Genomic DNA, 24,332 nt, shown 5'->3' with positions numbered 1-24,332 from the left:
TCAACCCACCTCCACGCTCAGCCCCTCCAGCCCCCGGATCACGAAGTTCGGCTTCCGCCGCGGCTCCGCCGCCAGGCTCAGCATGGGGGCCTTCTCCAGCAGGGCCGTCATCGAGGCCGCCAGTTCGATGCGGGCCAGCGGGGCACCGATGCAGTAGTGGATGCCCGCGCTGAAGGAGATGTGGGGGTTGTCCTCGCGAGTGAGGTCGAGGCTCTCGGGGGCGGTGAACACCGCCGGATCGTGATTGGCGGAGCCGAAGAGCATGGCGATCTCCGCGCCCCTCGGGATCACCGTGCCGTCGATCTCGATCTCGTCCAGGACCCAGCGCTCGAAGAGCTGGAGCGGGGTGTCGTAGCGCATCAGCTCCTCGACGGCGGACGGGACGAGGGAGTGGTCCGCGCGGAGGGCGGCCAGCTGGGCCGGGTTGCGGAACAGGGCCCACCAGCCGTTGACCGTGGCGTTCACCGTGGCCTCATGACCCGCGTTCAGCAGCAGGACACAGGTCGAGATCATCTCCTGCTCGGTCAGGCGGTCACCCTCGTCGTGCGCCGCGATCAGGCCCGAGATCAGATCGTCGCCGGGTTCCTTACGACGCTCGGCGATCAGCTCCCGCAGGTACTCCGAGAACTCGACCGACGCCCGCACCGCCCTGCTCGCCACGTCCTCGGACGGGTTCAGTTCGTACATCCCGCAGATGTCCGCCGACCAGGGTCGCAGCGGGGCCCGGTCCGCCTCCGGGATCCCGAGCATCTCCGCGATGACGGCCACGGGGAGCGGCTCGGCGACATCCGCGAGCAGATCCCCGCCGCCCGCCTCGACGAGCCGGTCCACCAGTTTCCCGGCGAGATCGGCCACGTACGGCTTGAGCCGCTCGACCGTGCGCGGGGTGAACGCCTTCGACACCAGGCGCCGGATCCGGGTGTGGTCCGGCGGCTCCAGGTCGAGCATCCCGTGGTCGTTCAGGACGTGGAACGGCTCGTGCTCCGGCGGTGGCGCGGTGCGGCCGAAGTCCTCGTGCGTGAAGCGGTGCTGGTAGGTGCGGCCCAGGCGGCGGTCGCGCAGCAGCGCCGAGACGTCCGCGTGGTGCGGGACCAGCCACTGGTTCGTGGGCTCGAAGTAGTGCACGCGGCCCCGGGCACGCAGCTCGTCATAGGCGGGGTACGGGTCGGCGAGGAACGCCGGGTCCCACGGATCAAAGGCTGCCATGAACGGACGCTAGCCCGGCCGCCACCCTCCTGACCAGGGGTGGCTCAACCCGGCGTGACCAGCCTCGCCTCATAGGCGAACACCGCCGCCTGTGTCCGGTCGCGCAGACCCAGCTTCACCAGGATGCGGCTGACGTGGGTCTTGATCGTCGACTCGGCCACCACCAGGCACTCGGCGATCTCCGCGTTCGACAGGCCCTGGGCGATCAGGACCAGGACCTCCGTCTCCCGCTCGGTCAGGACGCCGTAGGTCGTGTGGGCGGGCTGCAGGGGGCGCGGCGCCTGGGAGAGTTTCGAGAACTCCGTGATCAGGCGCTTCGTCACCGAGGGGGCGAGCAGCGCCTCACCGGAGGCCACCACCCGTACCCCGTCGGCGAGCTGGCGGGCCGAGGCGTCCTTCAGGAGGAAGCCGGAGGCTCCCGCGCGCAGCGCCTGGTACACGTACTCGTCGAGGTCGAACGTGGTCAGCACCAGCACCTTCGCCGTGCTGTCCGCGGCGACGATCTCCCTCGTCGCCTCCATGCCGTTCAGCTCGGGCATCCGGATGTCCATCAGCACGACGTCCGGGGCGAGTTCCCGCACCCGCTCGACCGCCTCGCGGCCGTTGACGGCCTCGCCGACGACCTCGATGTCCGGCATCGCGTTCAGCAGGACCGAGAAGCCCTCGCGCACCATCATCTGGTCGTCCGCGATCAGTACACGGATCGTCATGCCTCACCGTCGCTCACTGCGGCGACCGGCAGGAACACCGTCACCTCATAGCCCCCGTCGTCCGTCGCGCCCACGGTCATCCCGCCGTTCAGCATGGAGACCCGCTCCCGCATCCCGGTGATGCCGTGCCCGGCACCAGGCGAGGGCTTCAGGAGGGCCGCCGCGGGCGGCGGGCCGTTGACTATACGCAGGCCGAGCCCGCCGAGGACGTACCCGATCTCGACGCGTGCGCTCGCCCCCGGCGCGTGCCGCAGTGTGTTGCTCAGCGCCTCCTGCACGATCCGGTACGCCGACAGCTCGACCCCCTGCGGGAGTTCGCACACCGCGCCGGTCACCGTCTTCTCCACGGCGAGCCCCGTCTCCCGCACGTTGGCGAGCAGGGAGTCCAGGTCGGCGAGGGTGGGCTGTGGGGCGTCCGGGGCCTCGTAGTCCTCCGCGCGGACCACGCCGAGGACGCGGCGAAGCTCGGTCAGCGCCGCCACCGCGTTCTCCCGGATCGTGGCGAAGGCCTTCTCCAGCTCCGGCGGCGGGTTCTCCACCCGGTACGGCGCGGCCTCCGCCTGGATGGCGACCACGGACATGTGGTGGGCGACCACGTCGTGCAACTCACGGGCGATGGTCGTGCGCTCCTCGAGGAGCGTGCGGCGAGAACGTTCATGGGCCGTCACCGTCTGCTGGGCGGTCACCTCCTGCGCGGCGTCCCGGCGTATGTGCCAGACCGTGACGGCCAGCAGGACCATCGCCGAAAGCACCAGCATCGGGCCGACGTTGGTGTTGTAGTGGCTCGATCCCCACGTGTTCTCGGCCGTGAAGCCGTAGCCCGCGGTCAGCACCCACATCCAGGCCGCCGTGCGCGGGCGGGTCCGTACCGCCACCACCGTGAGCACCACCAGGTGGGCGATGAAGCTGCCCGGCAGCCACGGCCAGTTGTCCCAGGACGAGCCCAGGATCGCGACAGCCGGCGTCGCAGCGAGGGACAGCCAGAAGGCCCCCACCGGACGGACCAGGGTCAGCAGGACCGGGATCAGGGCGAGGAGCCCGCACAGCAGGGACGTGGCGCCGCTGGTGCCACTGCTCCAGAACCCGTTGAGCATCGCCACCGCGCCCGCGGCCACCACCAGCGCGTGCGTCCTCCAGGCCGCGTACTCCCGCATACGGCCGGAGAGACGGCGGGTCAGCCGGCCGTCGACATCCCTCCGGGGCAGCGGGGCATAGGCGAAGGCGTCGTGGAACAGGTCCTGTCGCAGCCCGCGCAGGGCCTCCACGGCCGCCCGGTACTCGGGGCTGCGCGGTACGTACGGCTGGAACTCGTCGTCCGGCGTCGTGTGCGTCTGGGGCGTCTCGGTCACGATGAAAACGGTAGGCGGGCGCCGGGGCCGCGGTCGTCACCTCTGAGAGGGTCCTTCAGGATCCGTCTCAAGTACTACGAGGGGCAGGCCAGGGGTGCTTTCAGTGGGCTCCGGGGCGGACCAGACCCGACTCGTAGGCGAACACCGCCGCCTGGGTGCGGTCACGCAGGCCCAGTTTCACCAGGATGCGGCCGACGTGGGTCTTCACGGTCTGCTCGGCCACCACCAGCCGTTCGGCGATCTCCGCGTTCGACAGGCCCTGGGCGATCAGGGCCAGCACCTCCGTCTCGCGTTCCGTCAGGTCGCCGACGCGTTGCTTCAGCGGGGCGCGACGGGAGCCGTCCAGGCGGGAGAACTCCGCGATCAGGCGGCGGGTGATGCCGGGGGCGAGCAGGGCGTCTCCGGCGGCCACCACTCTGACCGCCTCGGCGAGTTTGTCCGCGGAGGCGTCCTTGAGGAGGAAGCCGGAGGCGCCGGCGCGGAGCGCCTCGTAGACGTACTCGTCCAGGTCGAAGGTGGTGAGGACCAGGACCTTGACGGTGGGGTCGTCGACGGTGATGCGGCGGGTGGCCTCGATGCCGCCCAGTTCGGGCATGCGGATGTCCATCAGGACCACGTCCGGGGTCAGTTCGAAGACCTTGGCGATGGCATCCCTGCCGTCCACCGCCTGGCCGATCACGTCGATGTCGGGCTGGGTGTTGAGCAGGACGGTGAAGCCCTGGCGGACCATTTGCTGGTCGTCGGCGATCAGTACGCGGATGGTTTCTCCGCCGGGTGTCATGGGGTTCTGTCTCCTTCGTCGGGAGATGCGGTCGGCGATGCGACTGGCCTCTGCGGGGGCTTCGCGCCGTCGGTGAGTGCGGGCGTGGGGGATTCCTGGGGCAGGAAGGCCGTCACCATGAAGCCGCCGTGCAGCGTGGAGGTGGCCGTGACGTGGCCGCCGAGCATTGTCGCGCGTTCGCGCATGCCCAGGAGACCGTGGCCCGTGCCCGGGGAAGGGGGAACCGGGTACTGGGGACGGGAGTTGATGACTCCCAGGTGGACGCCCTCGGAGAAGTGGCTGACCTCCACCCTGACCTTGGAGCCCGGTGCGTGGCGCAGGGCGTTGCTGAGTGCCTCCTGGACGATCCGGTACGCGGACAGTTCCACGCCGGGTGGGTAGGGGCGGGGTTCGCCCCGGATGTCGGTGACCACGTCCAGGCCGGCGGCCCGGGTGTTCTCGATGAGCGCGTCGAGCCGGTCGAGGGTGGGCTGTGGAGCGTCCGGGGCCGGGTTGTCCGGGTCGTCCGGGTTCTCCGAGCGCAGGACGCCCAGTACCCGGCGCAGTTCGGTGAGTGCCTCCAGGGCGTTCTGGCGGATGCCGGCCAGGTTCTCCTTCAGCTCCTCGGAGGGGTTCTCCACCAGGTGCGGGGCCACCTGGGCCTGGATCGAGATCACCGACATGTGGTGCGCGACCACGTCGTGCAGCTCGCGCGCGATACGGCTGCGCTCCTCCAGCAGGGTGCGGCGGGCCCGTTCCTCCGCGGTGATCGTCTCCTGCTCGACCAACTGGGTGCGGGCCTCGCTGCGGCCGCGCAGGGCGGTGCCCACGAGTACGGCCACGGCGAAGACGGCGACCGCGCCCATGCCGGTCGCGCTGTATCCCGCCCCGCCACCGACGCCTTCGACGAGGTAGGTCGCCAGGCCCGTCACGGCCAGTGCGGCGAGCGCTCGTCTGGTCGGGAGCCGCAGCGCGAGGAGGAGGAACACGAAGGCGTGGGCCGTGACTTGGGGGGTTGTCCACGGCCAGTCGGGGCTGGGGTGCCCGCCTTCCGCGAGGTTGGGACGGACCGCGGTGGCCGTGACGACCGTCGCGGCGAGGGAGAGGGCCCAGGCAGGGACGGGACGCGACAGGGCCAGCACGACGGCCAGACCCTGGGCGAAGCCGGCCAGCAGGCCGTCCTCCGTGGTGAGACCGTAGGACGTGGAGATGTTGTCGCTGCCGGCCAGGCTGATGCCCAGGGCGATCCACGCCGTGACCAGGTATTTCAGGACTCGGAGCCAGCGGTGTCCAGTGGTGCGCAGGCGGTGGAGCAGGGGTTTCGCGGTTCCGGGTGCGGGTGCGGGTGGCCCTTGCGGGGGGTTCTCGCCGTCGGCGGCCGCCGGGTCCGTGGGGGTCATCTAGTCAACCCTAGGCATGGCGGGACTTCTTCGGTTGTGGTCGGCGTGGGTGGGGGTGGCGGCGGATCACCCGGGAAGGGCGGTCCTTGGGCCGGCGGGGGCCCTGTTCACAGGAGCGGAAGGCCGTCCAGCACAGGGTCAGGGTCAGGGCGAACAGGGGGAGGCAGGCCAGTCGGACCGCCACCCAGGTCAGGTCGTCGGGGACGGTGTGCAGGCCGGGCAGGGGGCCGGCCGGTAAGGCCGTGGCCGTCGTGGCCATCAGAGCCGTCTGGTGCCAGAGGAAGATCGTCATCGCGGAGAGGTTGACCAGCGCCACCGCGGCCCAGGCCACCGGGCGGGTCATCGCGCGGCGCAGCCGGTCACGGAGCAGCAGGGCCAGCCCGCACTGGGCCAGTCCGAAGGTCACGGCCGCCAGGGTCGGGGGGTTGAGGTTCGAGATCGCGGAACCGGGGACACCGACCATCGACGCCGGATACCCCGCCCACACGACCAGCCCCGCGGTGGCCGCCGCGCCGCCGGTGAACAGGACCCAGCCCGCCCGTCGGCCCTCCAGTTCGCCCCGGGTCCAGGCCGCGCCCAGGCTGTAGGGCACCAGCCAGCCCGCCGCCAGGTTCACCCAGCCGAGCCAGGAGGGTGCTCCGCCCAGCCCGAATCGGAGGAGGTCCACGTGGATGACGACGGCCAGGGGCCACAGCGGGTTGAGCCGGGTCACCAGCGGGGTCGCCGCCGTCAGGGCCGCGAAGACCAGCAGGAACCACAGTGGGGACAGGGCCAGTTTGACGAGGGTGTGGATGGTCTCGTACGGGGCGCCCGAGACGAGCAGGCCCGCCGTCGCCACCGTCCACAGGGTCAGCAACGCGGCCACCGGCCTGAACAGCCGGGACAGGCGGCCGCGCAGCCACTCGCCGTAGGTCGTTCCGCGTGCCCGGGCGGAGGCGTAGCCGCGGGTCGCCACATGGCCGCCCACCAGGAAGAAGACGGCGAGGGTCTGGACGGCCCAGGAGACGGGCGCCAGCCAGGGCATGTGCTGCAACGGACTTGCCGTGTGCAGCGAGCCGTCGTCCGCGACCAGGGCCGTGACCAGCCAGTGGCCGAGGACGACACCGAGGATCGCCAAGGCGCGCAGGGCGTCGACGGCACGGTCCCGGGAGGCGGGCGTGGCGGTGTCCACGCGGCGGGCGCCCTGCCGTATCCCGTTCAGCGCGCGGCGCGGGGCCGACTCACGCACGGGTCACCTCCGAGGTCTCGCCGAGGGTGATCCGGGCCAGGTTGGCGAGGACGGTCGAGCCCGGTGTGAAGTAGCCGCTGTGGCCGGCGTCGGCGGCGTCGAAGACACGGGCGCCGAAGGCCCGGGAGACCGGGTCGGTGCCGAAGCCGATGGTGGTGTCGAACAGGTCGGCGCTGACATGCGGTACGTCCGCCACCCAGTCGCCGGAACCGCGGGCCGCCCACACGCGGGCCCGGGTGCGCAGCGCGGCCGCGGAGTCGGCGCCCGTGCCGGGGCTGCCGATGAGGACGAGGTCGTCGACGTCCAGGCCGGCGGCGGCGCGGCCGCAGACGACCGAGCCGTAGGAGTGGCACACGGCGGAGACGTGCGTGCCGTCTCCCACGACACCGCGCAGCTCCCGTACGAACGCGCGCAGACGGGGTGCGGCCTGTTCGGCGCGGCCCGTGGTGGTGACCGTGGTGCTGACCGTGCCCGGGGTGTCGTAGCCGAGCCAGGCGACGACGGCCACGCGGTCGTGGGCGGGCGCACGGCGGGTGAGTTCGGCGTACAGAGCGGCCGCCGCCTTGTGGAAGCGGCCGTAGGTGTCGATGGAGGTGTCGGAGCCGGGGACCAGGACCGCGACGTGGCCGGCGCGGGCCAGGTCGCCGATGACCTCCGTCGCGCGGCCGGAGCCTCGGCCGTCGAAGGCGAGGAAGCGGCGGGACGGGGAGGCCAGCGAGCGGTCGGCGGCGGCGCGGTGGCGGTCGCCGTGGGCGGCGGCCATACGGGAGGCCTCGGCGGCGTCGGCGCGGTTCGCGGTGTACGCCTCTTCCAGCGTGGCCGCCGTCGGCGGGGCGAGGGCGGCGGGGGCCGGGGCGGGTATCTCCGGTCGGGCGGCAGCGGAGAGGGGGACCACCACGGCGGCGGTGATGAGCGTGGAGACGAGGACGCGACGCCACCTGCGCGTGCGGTGCCGCTCGGGAACGGGTGATCCGTCGTCGCCGGACCGCGCGGCGACGGATGATTCGGCGTCGTTGGCCCCTGTGGTCCCGGACCGCTCAAGCCCCATGGTCGACTCCCCTCCAGTCCGCCCGGCCACCGGGCTTGTCTGAAGGCGAAGTTAGAAATCGGGACCCGTCGTCCGCGTCCCGCCAGGGAGCTGTTCTCTGCCGTAGCTCTCAGGTACTACGGGTATGACCGGGGTTCCCCTCACAGGGCGCCCGCGTCACCAGGCCAGCTGCGCGATCTCCTCCGCCACCACCGCGCACGCGTCCGCCGCGGGGTCGATCAGCGGGAAGTGACCGACGTCCTCCAGGAGCGTCAGCCCCACGACCTCCCCGGCCTTGGCCGCCGCGTCCGCGTACGACTCGGCCACCGCCTGCGGCACGACCACATCCGTGCGGCCCTGGACGAGCGTGGTCGCGATGCCGGTGGGAAGCAGCAGGGCCGGGTCCGCGTACGGCTGACGTTCCGCGAACTTCTCTTCGCCGCCCAGGAGTTGGAGGGCGGCGTTGCCGCAGACGTCGAGCTTCCCCGCGATCGCGAAGTCCGCGATGGGGGCCAGGGCGACCACGCCGCGCAGCGGGGCGGGCCGGCCCGTGCGCCACGGGGCGTCGGCGGGCAGGACGTGACGGGCCGCGGCCCACAGGGCCAGGTGGCCGCCCGCCGAATGGCCGGTGATCACCGTGCGGCGCGGGTCGGCCTGCGGGAGCGCCTCGCGGACGAGCGCGGGAAGGGCGTCCAGCGCGGCGGCGACGTCGTCGAAGGTGTCCGGCCAGCGGCCCGCGACCGGGCCCTCCCCGCCCTGGGCGGGGATCATGCTGCCGCGACGGTACTCGACATTGGCCACGGCGAAGCCGCGCCGGGCCAGGTAGTCGGCGAAGGGGGTGATGTGGCGGCGGTCGTACGGCGCGCGCCACGCTCCGCCGTGCAGGACCACGACCAAGGGGGCGAGCGAGTCCGGTGCCGAGTCCGGTGCCGAGTCCGATGCCGACGACTCGGTGCCGCGCGGGGTGTAGAAGTCGATCACCTGGTCGGGGTGGTCTCCGTACGCCGCCGTGGCGTCGGGGTCGACCGGCGGGTGCGAGAAGGCCGACTCCTCCTCGGCGGCGGCGCGGGCTGCGGCGGCGTCGTCCGGCATGCTCCAACCTCTCAGCGACGATGGGGTACCGCCCAGGCCTTCGGCACTGGGGGAGGGTTTGGCGGACCAGGTGATAAAACGGCCGTTGGCGGGGACGGTATCAGGCCAGTGACGTGCGGGGACACGGGGATGTGACGCTGGGTGAGGTTAAACGGTTCTCCTCCCCTGGCGCACCACTGCCCGGCCCGCGTGTCCACGGGCCGGGCAGTGAATTCCGGCGGCTACCGGGGCAGTTGCCCGAGCACCTCCCCCAGCACCCGGGCCGCCCGCTCCACGTCCGCGAACCCGACATACAGCGGCGTGAACCCGAAGCGCAGGACGTCGGGGTTCCGGAAGTCCCCGACCACCCCCCGCTCGATCAGCCGCTTCATCACGTCACCGGCGTCCGCACAGCGCAGCGCGACCTGGCTGCCGCGCTCCTCGTGGGCCGCCGGAGTCAGCGACGCGACGGCGCCCTCCGGGACGTACGCCGTCACGCACTCCAGGAAGAAGTCCGTCAGGGCGAGGGACTTGGCGCGCACCGCGTGCACGGAGGCGTCGTCCCAGACCTCCAGCGCGGCCTCCAGGGCGAGCATGGAGAGGATGTCCGGCGTGCCGACACGGCCGCGCAGGGCACCCGGCGCCGGCGCGTAGTCCGTGCGCATGCCGAAGGGGTCGGCGTGGGAGTTCCAGCCGGGCAGGGGCGAGTCGAAGCGGTCCTGCAGTTCGCTGCGCACATACAGGTACGCCGGTGAACCCGGGCCGCCGTTCAGGTACTTGTAGGTGCAGCCGACCGCCAGGTCCACACCGTGCTCGTCCAGGCCCACCGGCAGCGCGCCCGCGCTGTGGCACAGGTCCCAGACCGCGATCGCGCCCACCGCGTGCACCGCCGACGTGAGCGAGGGCAGGTCGTGCAGGCGGCCGGTGCGGTAGTCGACGTGGTTGAGCAGGACCGCGGCCGTACGCCCGGACAGCGCGCCCGGCACCTCCGCCGGCGTCACCGGCCGCAGCGTACGGCCGGTCAGCCGGGCGGCCGACTCGGCTATGTACCCGTCGGTGGGGAAGGTCGTGGCGTCGACCAGGATCTCGTCCCGGCCCTCCCCCGCCATCCGTACGGCGGCCACAAGTGCCTTGAAGACGTTGACGCTTGTGGAGTCGCCGACGACGATCTGCCCCGGTGCCGCCCCGACCAGCGGAGCGATGCGGTCGCCGATCCGCTCGGGCGCGGTCCACCAGCCGCTCTCTTCCCAGGAGCGGATGCGCAGCTCGCCCCACTGACGGCGGACGACGTCCTCGACCCGCCCGGGGACGTTCGCGGGCAGCGCGCCGAGTGAGTTGCCGTCCAGGTAGACCCCCGCGGCGTCAGCCGCATGATCGGACACAGAGTCGAGGACGAACCGGCCCCGCAGGTGCGCGAGTTCGTCCTCGGAGTCCAGCTTCTCCGCGCGCATGCTCAGGTCAGACATGGGACCTCGCCGTCCACAGCTCGGGGAACACGTTCTTCTGCGCGCGCTTCTCCAGCCAGGCCACCCCGGCCGAGCCGCCCGTGCCGGGCTTCGCGCCCATCGCGCGGCGGGTGGCGACCAGATGGTCGTTGCGCCAGCGCCACACGAGCTCGCCGACGTCGGTCAACGCCTCGCCCAGCAGGGCGAGTTCGGCGTCCTGGTCGCCGGAGTAGACGGCGGTCCAGGCGGCCTCTACGGCTTCCGAGGGCTCGTGGCGCAGCGACGCGTCACGGCGCAGGACGGACGTGGGGATCGGGTGGCCGCGGCGCGCGAGGAGCCGTACCACCTCGTCGTACAGACTCGGCTCGTGCAGCGCCTTCTCCAGCTCCGCGTGGACGCGCGGCGCGCCCCGGTGCGGGACGAGCATCGACGCGGACTTCTCGCCGAGCAGGAACTCCATGCGGCGGTACATCGCCGACTGGAAACCGGAGCCTTCGCCCAGGGCGGAGCGGTACGCGTTGAACTGGGCGGGGGTGAGCCGGCCGAGCGGCTTCCAGGAGGCGTTCAGCGCCTCCAGCTCGTGCGCGGAGCGCTTCAGCGCGTCGATCGCGACGGGGATCCGGTCCTCACGGAGTGCCCTGGCCGCGGTCTCCCACTCGTGGACGATGACGGTGAACCACAGCTCCATAACCTGGGTCGTGACCAGGAAGACCATCTCTCCGGGATCGTCGGAGAGGGTGTGCTGGAGGTGGGTGAGCACGTCCGCCTTGACGTAGTCCTCGTACGGCGTCGTGCCCGCGAAGTCGAGATGCGGAGTCTCGGGCTCCTGAGCCTCGGGGGACCGGTGAGCCTGTTGGGACATCGCTGTCTCCTGTTGTTGCTACGGGTAGCGGTCCGCCCCTGCCGATTCCGGCACGGGGGCCCCGGTCCCCAAGGGCATCCTCCGTAATCCCCCCCGGTCACGGCAAGGCCCGTCCAGTGCCGGACGGGCCACACCGCGAGCGCCGGTCAGCCCAGCGTCTGGGCCGCCGTCGGCGAGGAGTCCTTCAGGAACTGCGTGCAGCGCTCGTACTCCTCCTGCTCGCCGATCGCCTGCGCGGCGCGGGCGAGGGCGTGCAGGGCGCGCAGGAAGCCGCGGTTCGGCTCGTGCTCCCAGGGGACGGGGCCGTGGCCCTTCCAGCCGCTGCGGCGCAGCGCGTCCAGACCGCGGTGGTAACCCGTACGGGCGTAGGCGTACGACTCCACGACCGAGCCCCGCTCGAACGCGTCGTCGGCCAGCTGGGCCCAGGCGAGCGAGGAGGTCGGGTACTTGGCCGCGACGTCCGCCGGCGCCGTGCCCTGGGCGAGCAGCTCACGGGGCTCCGGGTCGTCGGGGAGGTGGGTCGGGGGCGGGCCCCCGAGGAGGTTCTCGTGAATCGTCATGTGTTCAGTTTCCCGCACCGGGGCGCACCGGGCGTCGCGGGCTGCGGGGCTACGGAACTGCGGGACTGCGGGACTGCGGGACTGCGGGACTGCGCCCCCTGGGCCACTCCCCACGGACCCGCGGCCAAGTGCGGTGGGCCGGAGTCACGTACGGCGCCCCGGCTCCAGCGGCGGCGATGTCACACAGCCGTGCCTGAGGCATTCCGGGTGGCGGCAGTCCGGTGCCGGACGCCGTACGAAGGCGAACGCCAGCACCGCCCCGACGACGAGCACCCCCGCGCAGATCGGCATCGCCCTGCGGAACGCGGCGTCGAAGGCGTCCGCCGAGCGGTACGCCTCCGGGCCCATCCCGGTCAGCAGCGGCAGCGAGGCCACCGCGATCAGGCCGGCCGCGCGGGCCGCCGCGTTGTTGATGCCGCTGGCCAGGCCCGCCCGCGCGGTGTCCACGGAGGCGAGGACGGTGGCGGTCAGCGGGGCGACCAGGACGACCATGCCGGTGCCCATGACCAGCAGGGCCGGGAGGACGTCCCGCACGTAGACCGCGTGCGGGCCCACCCGCAGCATCAGCAGCAGCCCGACGGCGCAGAGGAGCGGGCCGACGGTGAGGGGGATTCGGGGGCCGATGCGGTCGGCGAGGGCACCCGAGCGGGCCGAGAACAGCAGCATCAGGACGGTGGTCGGCAGCAGTGCCGTGCCTGCCTGAAGGGCCGAGTATCCGGAGACGACCTGGAGCTGGAGCGCGGTGAGGAAGAAGAATCCGCCGAAGGCCGCGTACACGCACAGGGTGACCAGGTTGACGGCCGTGAACTGGCGCGACGCGAAGATGTCGAGAGGCAGCATCGGGTCGGGCCGGTGCTTCTCGACGTACACGAAGGCGACGCCGGCCGCCAGCCCCGCCACCGCGGTGAGGGCGACGGCGAACGACCCGCTGGGGGCCTCGATCAGCGCGTACGTCACCAGAGCCAGCCCCAGGGCGCCCAGGGCCGCGCCGAGGACGTCGAAGCGGCCCTGGCCGCCGGCGGAGGACTCGGGCACGTGCCGTACGGCGATGGGGGCGCACAGGAGGGCCAGCGGGACGTTCAGCAGGAACACCCAGCGCCAGCCGGGGCCGTCCACCAGCCAGCCGCCCAGGAACGGGCCCACGGCCGCCCCGACACCCCCGAACCCCGACCACAGGCCGACGGCCCTGGCCCGGTCGTCCGGATGGAAGGAGGCCTGGATCAGGGCGAGGGAGCCCGGTGTGAGGAGGGCGCCGCCGATGCCCTGGAGGGCGCGGGAGGCGACGAGGGCGGTGGCGTTCGGGGCGAGCCCGCACAGCAGGGACGCCGTGGCGAACCAGACCACGCCCAGCACGAAGATCTTGCGGCGGCCGTAGCGGTCGCCCAGGGAGCCGCCCAGCAGGATCAGCCCGGCCAGGGTGAGCATGTACGCGTTGACCGTCCACTGCAGCTGGGCCAGGCTCGCGTTCAGGTCGTCGCCGATGCGTGGGAGGGCGACATTGACGACGGTCGAGTCCAGCAGGGCCATGCTGGAGCCGAGGATCGTGGTGAGCAGGATCCACCTGCCCTGGGATGAGGCCAGCCGGACGTCGGACATGCCTCCAGATATACAGCGGACCCGGTGCCGTGGCACCGGGTCCGCTGTATACGTCGTCGGACGTGCTTACTTGATCTTGTTGCCGGCCGACCGCAGGTTCTGCGTCGCCTCGACGACACGGGCGGCCATCGACGCCTCGGCCAGCTTGCCCCAGGTACGCGGGTCGTAGGCCTTCTTGTCGCCGACCTCGCCGTCGACCTTCAGGACGCCGTCGTAGTTCTGGAACATGTGGGCGGCGACCGGACGGGTGAAGGCGTACTGGGTGTCCGTGTCCAGGTTCATCTTCACGACGCCGTTCTCCAGCGCGGTCTGGATCTCCTGCTCGGTGGAGCCGGAGCCGCCGTGGAAGACGAAGTCGAACGGAGACGTCTTGCCGAACTTGGCGGCGACGCCCTCGCTCAGCTCCTTCAGCAGCTCGGGACGCAGGACCACGTTGCCCGGCTTGTACACGCCGTGCACGTTGCCGAAGGAGGCGGCCAGCAGGTAGCGGCCCTTCTCGCCCAGGCCGAGCGCCTCGGCGGTGCGGATCGCGTCCTCGACCGTGGTGTACAGGGAGTCGTTGATCTCGTGGGAGACGCCGTCCTCCTCGCCACCGGTCGGGGTGATCTCCACCTCGAGGATGATGTTGGCGCGACGGGCCTGCTCGAGCAACTCCTGCGCGATGGCCAGGTTGTCGGCCAGGGTCTCGGCGGAGCCGTCCCACATGTGGGACTGGAACAGCGGGTTGCGGCCGGCCTTGACGCGCTCCTCGGAGAGCGCGAGCAGCGGACGTACGTACCCGTCGAGCTTGTCCTTCGGGCAGTGGTCCGTGTGCAGGGCGATGTTGACCGGGTACTTCTCCGCGACGATGTGCGCGAACTCGGCGAGCGCGACCGCGCCGCTCACCATGTCCTTGCTGTACTGACCGCCGAGGAACTCCGCACCGCCGGTCGAGATCTGGACGATGCCGTCGCTCTCCGCCTCCGCGAAACCGCGCAGCGCAGCGTGCAGGGTCTGGGTCGAGGTGACGTTGATGGCCGGGTAGGCGAACTTGCCTGCCTTCGCCCGGTCGAGCATCTCGTTGTAGACCTCGGGGGTTGCGATGGGCATCTGTCCGCTCCTTGAGTGTGCGGGTTGAAGATCTGCGTACTACGGCCCTGACCTAGACCTTGGGTTTGACGTCATCGTCAGCCCCATCTTTCCAGACACGAGCCGATGCTCAATGCCCCTGGTCAAGTAGTGGTCACGCCCTGGTCAAGGCCGTGCGTCAACCCCGTGCGTCAATGCCGATGCCGTACGTCAATGCCGTACGTCAGTCGAGACCCAGGTCGTCCTTCGAAAAGGCGAACAGGTACGGCACCCCGGCCTGTTCGGCGATCGCCTCGGCCGCACCGGTCGCCCGGTCCACGATCGTGGCGACGGCGACGACCTCCGCACCGGCCTCGCGCAGCGCCTCGACGGCGGTCAGCACCGAGCCGCCGGTGGTGGAGGTGTCCTCGACGGCGAGGACACGGCGGCCCTTCACCTCCGCCCCCTCGATCCGGCGCTGCAGGCCGTGCGCCTTGCCCGCCTTGCGTACGACGAAGGCGTCGAGCACCTTCCCGCGCGCGGCGGAGGCGTGCAGCATCGCGGTCGCGACGGGGTCGGCGCCCAGCGTCAGCCCGCCGACCGCCTCGAAGTCCAGCTCGCCGGTCAGGTCGAGCATGACCTGACCGACCAGCGGCGCGGCCTCGCCGTCCAGCGTGATCCGACGGAGGTCGATGTAGTAGTCGGCTTCCTTGCCCGACGACAGGGTCACCTTGCCGTGCACCACGGCCTTGTCCTTGATCTGCTGCAGCAGCGCGCCGCGTACGTCCGTCATGCCGACCAGCTTAGAGGCGGCGCCAGCTCCAGGTGGTCGTGGCCTCCAGCGGTTCGAGGGGAGTGACCAGGCGCGGGAGGGTGTTCAGGCCGTTCGGCGGTCCCGTCTGGGGCTCGACGCACACGGCCGCCTCCTGCTCGTCGTAGACGACGACCCACTCCTCCCGGCTGGCCACCTTCAGCTCCAGTTGGCCCGGCCAGGTGAGCGTGACGTCGACGCCTCCGGGCATGCCGAAGCAGTCGTCCCAGGGGCCGGGCTTCGGGTCGATGCGGTTGCCGGTGGGCAGGTGGTCGTCGCCGCGCTCCTCCTGCCAGGCGGGGCTGAAGGCGAGCTGTGCGTCCTCTCCCCCCAGGTTCCGGTTGAACCACGGGTGCCAGCCGATCTGTGCCGGGAAGGACGAGTCGTACGTCTCCACGGACATGGTGAGCGTCAGGGAGTCCTCGGCCAGGGCGACGACCTGGGTGACTCGGCCGGAGTAGGGCCAGGGGTCGGCCAGGTCGTACGTGACGACCGCCTCCTCGGCACTGACGCGGGCGATGCGCCAGGCGCCGTCGCGGGCGGTGCCGTGGATGGCGTGCGGAGGGGAGTTGAGCGGCATCTGGTGGGCGGTGGCGCCGTTCAGGAAGCGGCCGTCCCTGATGCGGCCGCACCAGGGGACCATCGGGAAGCAGCCGAAGCGGTCGCCCTGCCGGAGCAGTTCGACGCCACCGACCCGGAGCCCTCCGATACGGCCGCCGTTGCCGGGCTGCACCGTCGCTTCCGCGTCGCCCGCGGTCAGCGTGATGTCTTTGTTACTCACGGGACGACCCTACTGGGGGGATCAAGAGGACGCCGACGAGTCGTCAGAGGCCGGTCAGCGGCGTCTGCGCAGCGCCCGGCCCACCACGATCGCCGACGCGAGGACCAGGGCCGCGGCCGGTGCCGCCCAGCGGAGCGTCGTGTGCGCGGCGACGGTCTGCGGGGCCGGTACGGGGGCGTAGCGGCCGCGCGGCGGAGCGTGGTCCACCTCCTCCGCGCTGCGGCCGATCATCGTGCGCCGCGCGTGCGCCGCCTCGGCGGGCGGTTCGGCCGACTCGGTGAAATCACCGGAAGGGACGTCCTGGATGTCCTCATGGATGTCCTGGACGTCCTCATGGACGTCCTCGTGGACGTCGTCCGGAATGGCCTCGTGGATGTCGTCGTCCGTGGAGGGGGCCAGGGAGGGCGGCGGGATCTCGGTGTCGAAGACCGAGGTGTGTGCCTCGGGCTCGGCCTCGGGCTCCTCCGTCTCCGCGCCCAGCCTCTCCACGAAGCGGTTCAGCAGGCGTGTCGCCGCCGAAGTCACCGCCTCCGCCGGCAGTTCCGCGACGCGCCCGTCCGCGGAAGCCGTGCCGTCGACGGTGACGGTGGTGCCGCCGTCCGTGTCCCGCAGGCGGAGGGTGAGGGCGAGTTTGACGGAGCCGGTGCCGCGGGCTTCGGTGGCGTCCCCCTCGACGGCGTACGAGCCGTCCTCCTTGGGGGTGACGCGGACCGACCCGCGGTAGGTGACGGAGTGACTGCCGACGCGCACCTTCAGCCGGCCCGCGACCGGCTCGGCGCCGGCGTCCTGCTGGAGCCCGGGAACCGCCCGGGCGACCCGCGCGGGGTCGGCGAGCGCCTCTCTCAGCCGCTCGGCCGCAACCGGAACGAAGACGTCGTGCTCCATGTCCGCGAAGCCTACCCAGGTGGGGGCGGTGTGTACCCTCCCCTGCGCTGGTAAGTCACTCGGTGCTGGTGTCGTCCACCGGGGGCAGCCGCCCCCAGACCCCCGCTTCGGCCTGGACGGCCTCGTCCTCAATCGCCGGACGGGCTGATAATCCCGGCCGGAGCCGAAAAGTCGCCGCTCGACGCAAAGTGAATTCGCCGCTCGCTCAGTACCGCGGGTGCACCAGCGTCGAGGCCGGCAACCCCCCGATCCGCGTACGGGCCGCCGCTCGGGCGTCCGCCGCCAGGGCCGTCCGGGTGAGCGTTCGCGGTCGTGGCCCCCGGGGATCCAGGTTCAGCTCAGGCGTGGACGCTCCCGGGGCGGCCAGGATGAAACCCCAGTCGTGCGGGGCGCGGGACGCGCCGACGGAGCGGTCCGGGCCCGCGGCGAAGCCGGAGTCGTGGCCGGGGACCCGGTAGGGGGCGGTGGCGAAACCGGCCGCCCGGAGGGTGGCGTCCACCGTCCAGAAGACGCGGAGGCGGGCCGAGACGGGCCCCGCGTGCACCACCAGACGTCCGCCGGGGGCCAGGACCCGCCGGGCCAGACCGTAGAACTCCTGCGAGTACAGCTTGGTGCTGGCGGTGATGCCGGGATCGGGCAGGTCGGCGATCACGACGTCGTACGCCGCCGCGGGCGCCCCGCGCAGCCAGCAGAACGCGTCCGCGGTGGTGACGTGCACACGGTCGTCGTCGTACGCGTGGCCGTTGAGGCGTGACAGCGCCGGGTCGTGGCGGGCCAGCCGGACGAGACCGGCGTCGAGTTCGACCACGTCGACCCGCCGTACGTCCGCATGGCGCAGCACCTCCCGCGCCGCCAGCCCGTCCCCGCCGCCGAGGATCAGCACGCGCGCGTGGGGGCCGTGTACCGCGGGCTGGACCAGCGCCTCGTGGTAGCGGCGCTCGTCACGGCCGCCGACCCGCAGCCGGCCGTCCAGGAAGAGGTCGAGCGGGCGGCCGTGCGTGCCACCGGTGAGGACCACTTCCTGGACGCCGGTCTGGAGGGCGACGCGTACGTCCTTGCCGTACACCGCGTGCCGGGCGGCCCGTTCGAAGTCGTCGACGAGTACGGCGGCGGAGGCGAGGACGCCGAGCACGGTGAGGTTGGCGATCAGCAGCACCCAGCGTGCGCGCCGGGTGAGGTCGCGATGGAACAGGCCGAGGACCAGGGCTCCGCCGGCGACGACGTTGACCGTGCCCGTGAGCAGGGCGCCGGTCAACTGGCCCAGGAAGGGCAGCAGCAGGAAGGGGAAGGCCAGGCCGCCGACCAGCGCGCCCACGTAGTCCGCCGCGAACAGGTCGGCCACCGCGCCGCCCGCGTCCTGGCGCCGGATGCGCTGGATCAGCTCCATCAGCAGCGGGACCTCGGCTCCGATGAGGAGGCCGATGGCGAGGGAGAAGGCGACCAGGAGGCAGCGGGGGCCGTTGGCCCACAGGCCGCCCCAGCCGCCGGTCCAGGCGAAGACCGCGTACAGCGCCATCGCGCTGCATCCGCCGGTGAGCGCGAGCGTCGCCTCCACCGCGCCGAAAGCGGCGGCCGCGTGCCAGCGCAGCCGTTTCGCGACGAGGGAACCGATGCCCATCGCGAAGACCATGACGGACAGCACGACGGATGCCTGGGTGACCGAGTCACCGATCAAGTACGAGGCGAGGGCGACGAGTTCGAGTTCGTACACGAGTCCGCAGGCCGCGCAGACGAAGACGCACGCGAGGACCAGGAACCGCCCGGTCCCGGGCCGTACGGGCAGCCGCGCGGGGGCGCCCCAGGGCGGCGGTGTGCCGGGTCGGACGGGCGCGTGCGGTTCGATCACTCTGCGACGTTACGTCACACGCTCGGTACGCTTCGTCACCCACACGTGTGGATCTGAAGGGCAGTTGACACGCCACGCGTTTGTGTCGTCCCGCTGATTGCCCTAGGGGCCTTCCGGCTGGTCGAGTTGAGCCGCCGGCACCCGTGCGCCCACCCGCGTCCGGGTCGCCACCAGTTGTCCGTCCTGCGGATACGCGTGCCAGGTGCGCCAGTGCACCTGGCCCTCGTGCCGCTGGGCGAGCAGCGCCGTGAAGGCGTGGGGGCTGCCTGGGAAGACGCCGGCGAGGCCCTGCGGGTGGTCGGAGACGAGGGCCAGCAACTCCTGTGCCCGGCCCGCGAAGGAGCCGGGCGAGAGGACCTCCACGCGGGCCGCGAACTCGTACTCCCAGTCGCCGACCCGCTTGGCGACGCCCAGCGGCAGGGGCGTGCTGGACCCCGGGATGCACGCCACCGTCTCCGAACAGCCTCCCTGCTCCTCTTCCAGGAGTACCTGGTGGGACGCGCCAAGGAGTCTCAACTGGAGCTTTGCCCCAGCCAGTTCGAGGTCGAGCGTGGCGAGGGCGGGGAGCGGCTCGCGTCCCAGGGCCCAGGCTAGGTCGGCCGCGCGCGTATCGGTGTAGGAGGTGTTCAGGGTCGTGAGCATGGGTCGGCTCCGCTAGCACGCAAAGAGAGAAGAAGAGGGAGTGTGGCCCTAAGCACCTCGGTCGGTACCGGAAGATCGGCCACGTCCGCCCGGTGGGCCCCGCCGGCCCAGCCGGGGAAAGGTGTCTGCAGGACGTCCGAGGGGCTGCGTTGGTGTTTTAGAGGGAATCATGAACTGTGGCGCCGCCACAGCGTTTTTACCCAAGTTCGTGGGGTTTCCATCCCTCAGGGGGCTCAACAGCTCAACTGTTCAACCACAGAGCGCGCCTGGCGCCCCGCGCATACGCCGGAGCGCCCGCCGGATGTCTTCTCCCGACGGGCGCCCGATGTGCGGCCCGGATACGGTTCCCCCTGTTCTTCCGGAGCTCAGCTGCCCCGTGTCAGCCGCCTCCCCCGCATCCGCCTCCGCCGCCGCACGACGATCCCCCTCCGCACGACGACCCTCCTCCGCACGACGACCCGCCACCGCAGGAGGAGTGTCCGCCGCCGCACGAGTGACCCCCGTGGTGCCCGTGGTGGCCTCCGTTCCCGTGGTTCCCCCCGGACGAGCCGGCGCCCGCGCCGCCCGCCACCCACCAGCTGCCGCCGCCGTCGTCGTACGACGACGAGGACGATGAAGACGACGACCGGGCCCCGCTCCGGTACCTCTTGCCGTACCGGTTCTTGCGCGCCCCCCTCACCACGGCCCCGACGAACAGGACCGCGATCACCGCCAGGATGATGCCGACGACCATGGCGTCACCCTCCTTCCGTTCCCCCGAAGCGGCCCCCCGTGGGCGCCTCGCCACTCGTGCGGCCGCCGTGTGACCGCCGCGTGACACGGGGATGCCCGGCCGCCTCTTCCGCCAAAGCAGAGTTGAGGAACTCCAGAGCTTCGGCGCAGGATGACCGGCATGACCTCCAGCGCACGCCCTCTGCTCAACCGTCGGCTCGCCGAGTTCGGGACGACGATCTTCGCCGAGATGTCCGCCCTGGCCTTGCGGACCGGGTCGATCAACCTGGGCCAGGGCTTCCCCGACACGGACGGCCCCGAGGAGATCCGCGAAGCGGCCGTGCGCGCGTTGCGCGAGGGCCACGGCAACCAGTACCCGCCGGGCCCCGGCATCCCCGAGCTGCGCACCGCGATCGCCGCGCACCAGCAGCGCCGCTACGGCCTGTCCCACGACCCCGACACCGAGGTCCTGGTCACGGCGGGCGCCACCGAGGCCATCGCCGCCTCCCTGCTCGCGCTGCTCGAACCGGGTGACGAGGTCATCGCGTTCGAGCCGTACTACGACTCCTACGCAGCGAGCATCGCGATGGCGGGCGGCATCCGCGTCCCGGTCACCCTGCGCCCGCACATCGACGGGGCCGGCGCGAGCTTCCGCCTGGACCTCGACGAGCTGCGCGCGGCGGTGACGGACCGCACCCGCCTGCTGCTGATCAACACCCCGCACAACCCGACCGGCACGGTCCTCACCCGCGCGGAGCTGACCGCGATCGCGGAGCTGGCGGTGGAGCGGGACCTGCTGGTGGTCACGGACGAGGTCTACGAACACCTGGTCTTCGACGACGCCGAGCACCTGCCCCTCGCCTCCTTCCCCGGGATGCGGGAGCGGACGGTCACGATCGGCTCCGCGGGGAAGACGTTCTCCTTCACCGGTTGGAAGGTCGGCTGGGTGACGGCCACGCCGGAGCTGGTGGCGGCGGTGCGCTCGGTGAAGCAGTTCCTGACGTACGTGGCGTCGGGGCCGTTCCAGTACGCGGTGACCGAGGCCCTCTCGCTGCCGGACTCGTACTTCACCGGTCTCCGCGACTCGATGCTGGCCAGGCGGGACGTGCTGGCGACGGGTCTGGCGGAGGCGGGCTTCGAGGTCTTCAAGCCCGCCGGCACCTACTTCGTCACCACCGACATCCGCCCGCTCGGCGAGAAGGACGGCTTCGCCTTCTGCCGTGCCCTGCCCGAACGCGCGGGCGTGGTCGCCATCCCCAACGCCGTCTTCTACGACGACCGCGACGCGGGCGCCCCCTTCGTCCGCTTCGCCTTCTGCAAACGAGAGGAAGTCCTGCGGGAGGCCGTGGAGCGCCTGCGCAGCCTCTGACGCGGCCAGGCCGGGCCGACAGGGCCAGGCCGGGCCGACAGGGCCAGGCCGGGCCGACAGGGCCAGGCCGGGCTAGGCGGGGCCGGGCCGGGCCAGGCAGGGTCGGCTAGGCGGCCGCCGCCTGGCACTGGCGGACCAGGTCCACGGCCGCGACGAGACTCAGCCCGGGCAGGGCCTCGCGCAGGGCCTTGACCGCGTGGACCTCCCGGGCCCGCGGGTCGATGCCCTGCCCGGCGAGCACCTCCCGGGCCCAGCGCACCCGCGGGTCCCCGCCCGCGCCGATCCCGTCGACTATCTCCAGCGCCCGCCGAAGCCCCGGCGCCTCGTCACGCTCGGCCTTTCCCAGCGCCTCCTGAAGCGCGGCGCGTGCCTTGTCGAGGTCGTTCAGGACGACGAAGTGCGTTTCCTTCTTGGTGAACACGTTTGCCCCCGGTTCGGTCGGCTGAGTCGGTCGTGACCGAGCTCCTGAATGGTCGTGACCGATCTTCGCCCATCCCGAGCGCGGGTCGGGCAAGGCAGACGAAGGACGGCGTGTCACGCCGCCACGCCGGTTCGCGGGGAAGCACACCCGCTCGGATGTCTTCTGCTCGCGCCCCGGCCCGCCCCCCTGCAAGGTGCGGAGATGTGAGCCACGCCAGCACCACCCTCGCCTCTCCCGCCGTCACACAGCAGCCCGGCCCCCGGGAACGCGTCGGCCCCCGGCTGTCGCTCGCCGCGGCGAGCGGGGTCGCCGTCGGGCTGTTCGCCGTCGCCCGGATCTCCGGGGCGGCCGTGCTCGCCGTGGCCGCCTGGGCCACCGGCAGACAGCCGCTCGCCCTGCTCGGCCGGTCCTGGGACTCGGTCTGGTACCTGGGCATCGCCGCGCACGGCTACGGCCGCACCCTGTACTTCCACCCCACCGTCATCCACAGCGACCTGGCCTTCTTCCCGCTCTACCCGGCGCTGGTGCGGATCGTGACCGCCCTGACCCCGCTGGGCGGGGGCGCCGCCGGGCTGATCGTCTCGTGGACCGCGGCCGGGGTCGCCGCCTGCGGGATCTACGCGATCGGGGCGCGGCTGCACGGCAGGGCCGTGGGCACGGCGCTGGTGCTGCTCTGGGGGCTGCTCCCGCACTCCGTCGTGCTGTCGATGGCGTACACGGAGCCGGTGCTCACCGCCTTCGCCGCCTGGTCGCTGTACGCGGTGCTGAGCGGGAACTGGCTGCGGGCCGGGAGCCTGGCGGCGCTGGCCGGGCTGTCCCGGCCCAACGGTTTCGCGGTCGCCGCCGCCGTCATCGCGGCGGCGGCCTGCGAGGCGTACCGGGTGCGCCGCCGCGGCGGCCGCGTTTCCCACAGGCTGTGGACGGGCGCGGCGCTCGCCCCGCTGGGGTGGACGGCGTACGTGCTCTGGGTCGGCCGGCGCAAGGGGAACCTGCTGGGCGGGTACTTCGAGGTGCAGCGGCTGTGGGGGTCGCGGTTCGACTTCGGGCGCGGGTCGTTGCACTTCGTCCGTCAGCTCCTGCTGCACGGCAACCGGTTCGTCTTCCCCATGACGATGGTGATCGTGGCGGCGGGCGTGCTGATGTACGTGCTGCTGGTCGTCGACCGCGCCCCGCTCCCCCTCCTCGTCCACAGCGGCGTCCTGCTCCTCATCGCGCTGGGCGGCTCCGGCTTCTTCGAGTCCAAGCCGCGCTTCCTGCTGCCCGCGTTCCCGCTGCTGCTGCCGCTGGCACGGGCGCTGGTGCGGACGGCGAGAGCCCGGCCGTGGCACGCGACCGTGGTGGTCTGCGCCCTGGCCGGGCTCTCCTTCGTGTATGGCGCGTATCTGGTGGTGTTCGCCCACACGCCGCTGTAACCGAGCGGGTGCCGAGGTCCTACTCCTCGTCGTCGTCCTCGGGCTTCTCCGCCTCGTCGATCTCCTGCTCGAGGCCGAGCTGCTCGACGAGCCACTTGTCGAACTCGATCGCGGCCCGCACCCAGCTGACGGTGGAGGAGACGAAGTGATTGAGGTCGACGCCGGTACCGATCAGCATCTGCGCCTCGCCGATGAGGCGGACGGTGCCGTCGTCGTGGGTGTGGCTGTACACCTTGGGCCACAGGGTCCGCCGGTTCCAGTCGTCGATGGACTCCAGCAGCTGCGGCTTCTCGTCGATCTTGTGGGGGCGGTCGTAGAACGTGCGCACCGAGAAGACCGCCTGTTCGGCCTCCCCGCGGAACATGAAGTACGTACGGAACTGCTCCCACGGCGCCGCGAGGTCACCCTCGTCGTCGACGACGTACTTGAGCTCCATCTGGTCGAGGAGCTGCTTCACGAGGTCCTGATCCGGGACGACGGGGCCCGCCGGTCCTTGGGGCTGCGGCTCGGGCTGGCCCCCGAAGTTCGGAATCGAGGACGGGTCGATGGTCACCGTGAATTTCCCTTCGTACGGATCCTGTCATCCTCCCCCATGCGGGGAGGGGGGTGGCAAGCCCCGCCCCCGCCTGTCAGCCGTCGGCTGACATGATCCGTCCGGTCGGGCGGAGAACCCGTGAACGAAGGGGGTCGTCGTGGGGGCGCAAGGGCGAAGAAGGCGGTGGCTGATCGCGGCGATCGCGGTGCTTCCCGCGCTGGGCATGCTCTGGCTGGTCGTGACCGTGTGGAGGCTCATGACCTGGGACCCGGACCAGGGCGAGAAGGTGCCGTGCGCCGAGGCACTCGCCTTCGGCGGGGCGGAACTGCCGGACGGGGCGTACGACACCGACTGCTCGGTGCGGGCGTGGATGGACACCGACTACTGGGCCCGGTTCCGGATGCCGAGGGACGGCGTGCACGACTGGCTGAAGAAGACATATCCCGACGCTGCCGACGATCCGGACCGGCTGGGCGAGTCCTGCGACGACACGGCCGACCTCTGTCTGGAGCTGGGTCTCACGCCGGGCGACGACGACTACGGCGGTCATGTACCGGGCAGCACCGCCACCGGTTTCGGCGCGGACGGGGTGTCCGTCAGCGTCACGTACGAGGGCCCGGACCGGGCCCTCGTACGGTTCTCCGCGTTCACCGAGTGA

23 protein-coding genes are annotated in these 24,332 nt (G+C 71.9%); 3 read left to right on the top strand and 20 right to left on the bottom strand.

Features of this window, described 5'->3' with window-relative positions; translation table 11 throughout:
* From ACIPSA_RS36935 to ACIPSA_RS36850, 18 genes are all read right to left on the bottom strand, one after another.
* A complete protein-coding gene (locus ACIPSA_RS36935; protein ID WP_402642840.1) occupies nucleotides 1-1,206 on the bottom strand; it encodes a cytochrome P450 in 1,206 nt (401 codons plus the stop codon).
* Nucleotides 1,207-1,250: 44 nt separating this feature from the next.
* Nucleotides 1,251-1,916 (bottom strand): response regulator, encoded by a 666-nt coding sequence (locus ACIPSA_RS36930; protein WP_402642837.1) that lies wholly within the window; start codon nucleotides 1,914-1,916, stop codon nucleotides 1,251-1,253.
* Nucleotides 1,913-3,265, bottom strand: coding sequence for a histidine kinase (locus ACIPSA_RS36925; protein WP_402642835.1), 1,353 nt, complete (start codon nucleotides 3,263-3,265; stop codon nucleotides 1,913-1,915). The genes ACIPSA_RS36930 and ACIPSA_RS36925 overlap by 4 nt, the downstream gene beginning before the upstream one ends.
* 100 nt (nucleotides 3,266-3,365) lie before the next feature.
* A complete protein-coding gene (locus ACIPSA_RS36920; RefSeq protein WP_402642833.1) occupies nucleotides 3,366-4,046 on the bottom strand; it encodes a response regulator in 681 nt (226 codons plus the stop codon).
* Entirely contained in the window at nucleotides 4,043-5,425 is a 1,383-nt protein-coding gene (locus ACIPSA_RS36915; protein ID WP_402642831.1) for a sensor histidine kinase, read from the bottom strand. Before ACIPSA_RS36915 ends, ACIPSA_RS36920 begins: the two co-directional genes overlap by 4 nt.
* 10 nt (nucleotides 5,426-5,435) lie before the next feature.
* Nucleotides 5,436-6,653: an acyltransferase gene (locus tag ACIPSA_RS36910; protein WP_402642829.1), complete on the bottom strand. Its 1,218-nt coding sequence runs from the start codon at nucleotides 6,651-6,653 to the stop codon at nucleotides 5,436-5,438.
* Nucleotides 6,646-7,701, bottom strand: a complete 1,056-nt coding sequence (locus tag ACIPSA_RS36905; RefSeq protein WP_402642826.1) for an alpha/beta hydrolase — start codon at nucleotides 7,699-7,701, stop codon at nucleotides 6,646-6,648. Before ACIPSA_RS36905 ends, ACIPSA_RS36910 begins: the two co-directional genes overlap by 8 nt.
* 156 nt (nucleotides 7,702-7,857) lie before the next feature.
* On the bottom strand, nucleotides 7,858-8,772 hold the full coding sequence (locus ACIPSA_RS36900) for an alpha/beta hydrolase family protein (RefSeq protein ID WP_402642823.1): 915 nt from the start codon (nucleotides 8,770-8,772) through the stop codon (nucleotides 7,858-7,860).
* 221 nt (nucleotides 8,773-8,993) lie between these two features.
* Entirely contained in the window at nucleotides 8,994-10,217 is a 1,224-nt protein-coding gene (gene kynU / locus ACIPSA_RS36895; protein ID WP_402642820.1) for a kynureninase, read from the bottom strand.
* Nucleotides 10,210-11,058 carry a tryptophan 2,3-dioxygenase family protein gene (locus ACIPSA_RS36890; RefSeq protein WP_402642818.1) on the bottom strand — a complete coding sequence of 283 codons (849 nt, stop codon included), beginning with the start codon at nucleotides 11,056-11,058 and terminating at the stop codon, nucleotides 10,210-10,212. Before ACIPSA_RS36890 ends, kynU begins: the two co-directional genes overlap by 8 nt.
* Before the next feature lie 146 nt (nucleotides 11,059-11,204).
* On the bottom strand, nucleotides 11,205-11,618 hold the full coding sequence (locus ACIPSA_RS36885) for a DUF3151 domain-containing protein (RefSeq protein WP_402642815.1): 414 nt from the start codon (nucleotides 11,616-11,618) through the stop codon (nucleotides 11,205-11,207).
* 144 nt (nucleotides 11,619-11,762) lie between these two features.
* Nucleotides 11,763-13,214: an MFS transporter gene (locus ACIPSA_RS36880; protein WP_402642813.1), complete on the bottom strand. Its 1,452-nt coding sequence runs from the start codon at nucleotides 13,212-13,214 to the stop codon at nucleotides 11,763-11,765.
* Nucleotides 13,215-13,280: 66 nt separating this feature from the next.
* A complete protein-coding gene (fbaA, locus tag ACIPSA_RS36875) occupies nucleotides 13,281-14,303 on the bottom strand; it encodes a class II fructose-bisphosphate aldolase (protein WP_402642811.1) in 1,023 nt (340 codons plus the stop codon).
* Between the two features lie 202 nt (nucleotides 14,304-14,505).
* Entirely contained in the window at nucleotides 14,506-15,054 is a 549-nt protein-coding gene (gene pyrE, locus ACIPSA_RS36870; protein WP_402642808.1) for an orotate phosphoribosyltransferase, read from the bottom strand.
* A 10-nt stretch (nucleotides 15,055-15,064) separates the two neighbouring features.
* Complete coding sequence (locus ACIPSA_RS36865; protein WP_402642805.1) at nucleotides 15,065-15,853, bottom strand: aldose 1-epimerase; 789 nt, start codon at nucleotides 15,851-15,853, stop codon at nucleotides 15,065-15,067.
* Nucleotides 15,854-15,907: 54 nt separating this feature from the next.
* Complete coding sequence (locus ACIPSA_RS36860; protein ID WP_402642802.1) at nucleotides 15,908-16,738, bottom strand: SRPBCC domain-containing protein; 831 nt, start codon at nucleotides 16,736-16,738, stop codon at nucleotides 15,908-15,910.
* 205 nt (nucleotides 16,739-16,943) lie between these two features.
* Nucleotides 16,944-18,584: a polyamine aminopropyltransferase gene (locus tag ACIPSA_RS36855; RefSeq protein ID WP_402642800.1), complete on the bottom strand. Its 1,641-nt coding sequence runs from the start codon at nucleotides 18,582-18,584 to the stop codon at nucleotides 16,944-16,946.
* Between the two features lie 102 nt (nucleotides 18,585-18,686).
* The gene (locus ACIPSA_RS36850; RefSeq protein WP_402642797.1) at nucleotides 18,687-19,226 is read right to left on the bottom strand and encodes a DUF2617 family protein; all 540 of its coding nucleotides are present in this window, start codon (nucleotides 19,224-19,226) and stop codon (nucleotides 18,687-18,689) included.
* A gap of 883 nt (nucleotides 19,227-20,109) precedes the next feature.
* On the opposite strand from ACIPSA_RS36850, the gene ACIPSA_RS36845 reads away from it, so the two are divergent.
* A complete protein-coding gene (locus tag ACIPSA_RS36845) occupies nucleotides 20,110-21,306 on the top strand; it encodes a pyridoxal phosphate-dependent aminotransferase (protein WP_402642794.1) in 1,197 nt (398 codons plus the stop codon).
* 106 nt (nucleotides 21,307-21,412) lie between these two features.
* Here the strand turns inward: ACIPSA_RS36845 and ACIPSA_RS36840 are convergent, their stop codons facing one another.
* The gene (locus tag ACIPSA_RS36840; RefSeq protein ID WP_402642792.1) at nucleotides 21,413-21,727 is read right to left on the bottom strand and encodes a hypothetical protein; all 315 of its coding nucleotides are present in this window, start codon (nucleotides 21,725-21,727) and stop codon (nucleotides 21,413-21,415) included.
* Between the two features lie 203 nt (nucleotides 21,728-21,930).
* Here ACIPSA_RS36840 and ACIPSA_RS36835 point away from each other — a divergent pair, with 203 nt between their 5' ends.
* Entirely contained in the window at nucleotides 21,931-23,139 is a 1,209-nt protein-coding gene (locus ACIPSA_RS36835; RefSeq protein ID WP_402642790.1) for a hypothetical protein, read from the top strand.
* 19 nt (nucleotides 23,140-23,158) lie between these two features.
* On the opposite strand, the gene ACIPSA_RS36830 is transcribed toward ACIPSA_RS36835, so the two are convergent.
* A complete protein-coding gene (locus tag ACIPSA_RS36830) occupies nucleotides 23,159-23,692 on the bottom strand; it encodes a YbjN domain-containing protein (RefSeq protein ID WP_402642787.1) in 534 nt (177 codons plus the stop codon).
* A 139-nt stretch (nucleotides 23,693-23,831) separates the two neighbouring features.
* On the opposite strand from ACIPSA_RS36830, the gene ACIPSA_RS36825 reads away from it, so the two are divergent.
* Nucleotides 23,832-24,332 (top strand): hypothetical protein, encoded by a 501-nt coding sequence (locus ACIPSA_RS36825; RefSeq protein ID WP_402642786.1) that lies wholly within the window; start codon nucleotides 23,832-23,834, stop codon nucleotides 24,330-24,332.

Origin of the sequence: Streptomyces sp. NPDC086549 (genome assembly GCF_044746205.1) — a bacterium.
Classification (GTDB): Bacteria; Actinomycetota; Actinomycetes; order Streptomycetales; family Streptomycetaceae; genus Streptomyces.
The sequence above is the reverse complement of the archived record's forward strand: the minus strand, read 5'-3'. Positions and strand labels throughout refer to the sequence as shown.

Bases quoted from the DNA above. Each gene is read 5' to 3' on its own strand.
- ACIPSA_RS36880 (WP_402642813.1), bottom strand. From the start codon at position 13,214: ATGTCCGACGTCCGGCTGGCCTCATCCCAGGGCAGGTGGATCCTGCTC.
- ACIPSA_RS36860 (WP_402642802.1), bottom strand. From the start codon at position 16,738: ATGGAGCACGACGTCTTCGTTCCGGTTGCGGCCGAGCGGCTGAGAGAG.
- ACIPSA_RS36930 (WP_402642837.1), bottom strand. From the start codon at position 1,916: ATGACGATCCGTGTACTGATCGCGGACGACCAGATGATGGTGCGCGAG.
- pyrE (WP_402642808.1), bottom strand. From the start codon at position 15,054: ATGACGGACGTACGCGGCGCGCTGCTGCAGCAGATCAAGGACAAGGCC.
- ACIPSA_RS36890 (WP_402642818.1), bottom strand. From the start codon at position 11,058: ATGTCCCAACAGGCTCACCGGTCCCCCGAGGCTCAGGAGCCCGAGACT.
- ACIPSA_RS36915 (WP_402642831.1), bottom strand. From the start codon at position 5,425: ATGACCCCCACGGACCCGGCGGCCGCCGACGGCGAGAACCCCCCGCAA.
- ACIPSA_RS36905 (WP_402642826.1), bottom strand. From the start codon at position 7,701: ATGGGGCTTGAGCGGTCCGGGACCACAGGGGCCAACGACGCCGAATCA.
- ACIPSA_RS36845 (WP_402642794.1), top strand. From the start codon at position 20,110: ATGACCGGCATGACCTCCAGCGCACGCCCTCTGCTCAACCGTCGGCTC.
- ACIPSA_RS36920 (WP_402642833.1), bottom strand. From the start codon at position 4,046: ATGACACCCGGCGGAGAAACCATCCGCGTACTGATCGCCGACGACCAG.
- fbaA (WP_402642811.1), bottom strand. From the start codon at position 14,303: ATGCCCATCGCAACCCCCGAGGTCTACAACGAGATGCTCGACCGGGCG.
- ACIPSA_RS36935 (WP_402642840.1), bottom strand. From the start codon at position 1,206: ATGGCAGCCTTTGATCCGTGGGACCCGGCGTTCCTCGCCGACCCGTAC.
- ACIPSA_RS36885 (WP_402642815.1), bottom strand. From the start codon at position 11,618: ATGACGATTCACGAGAACCTCCTCGGGGGCCCGCCCCCGACCCACCTC.
- ACIPSA_RS36850 (WP_402642797.1), bottom strand. From the start codon at position 19,226: ATGCTCACGACCCTGAACACCTCCTACACCGATACGCGCGCGGCCGAC.
- kynU (WP_402642820.1), bottom strand. From the start codon at position 10,217: ATGTCTGACCTGAGCATGCGCGCGGAGAAGCTGGACTCCGAGGACGAA.
- ACIPSA_RS36900 (WP_402642823.1), bottom strand. From the start codon at position 8,772: ATGCCGGACGACGCCGCCGCAGCCCGCGCCGCCGCCGAGGAGGAGTCG.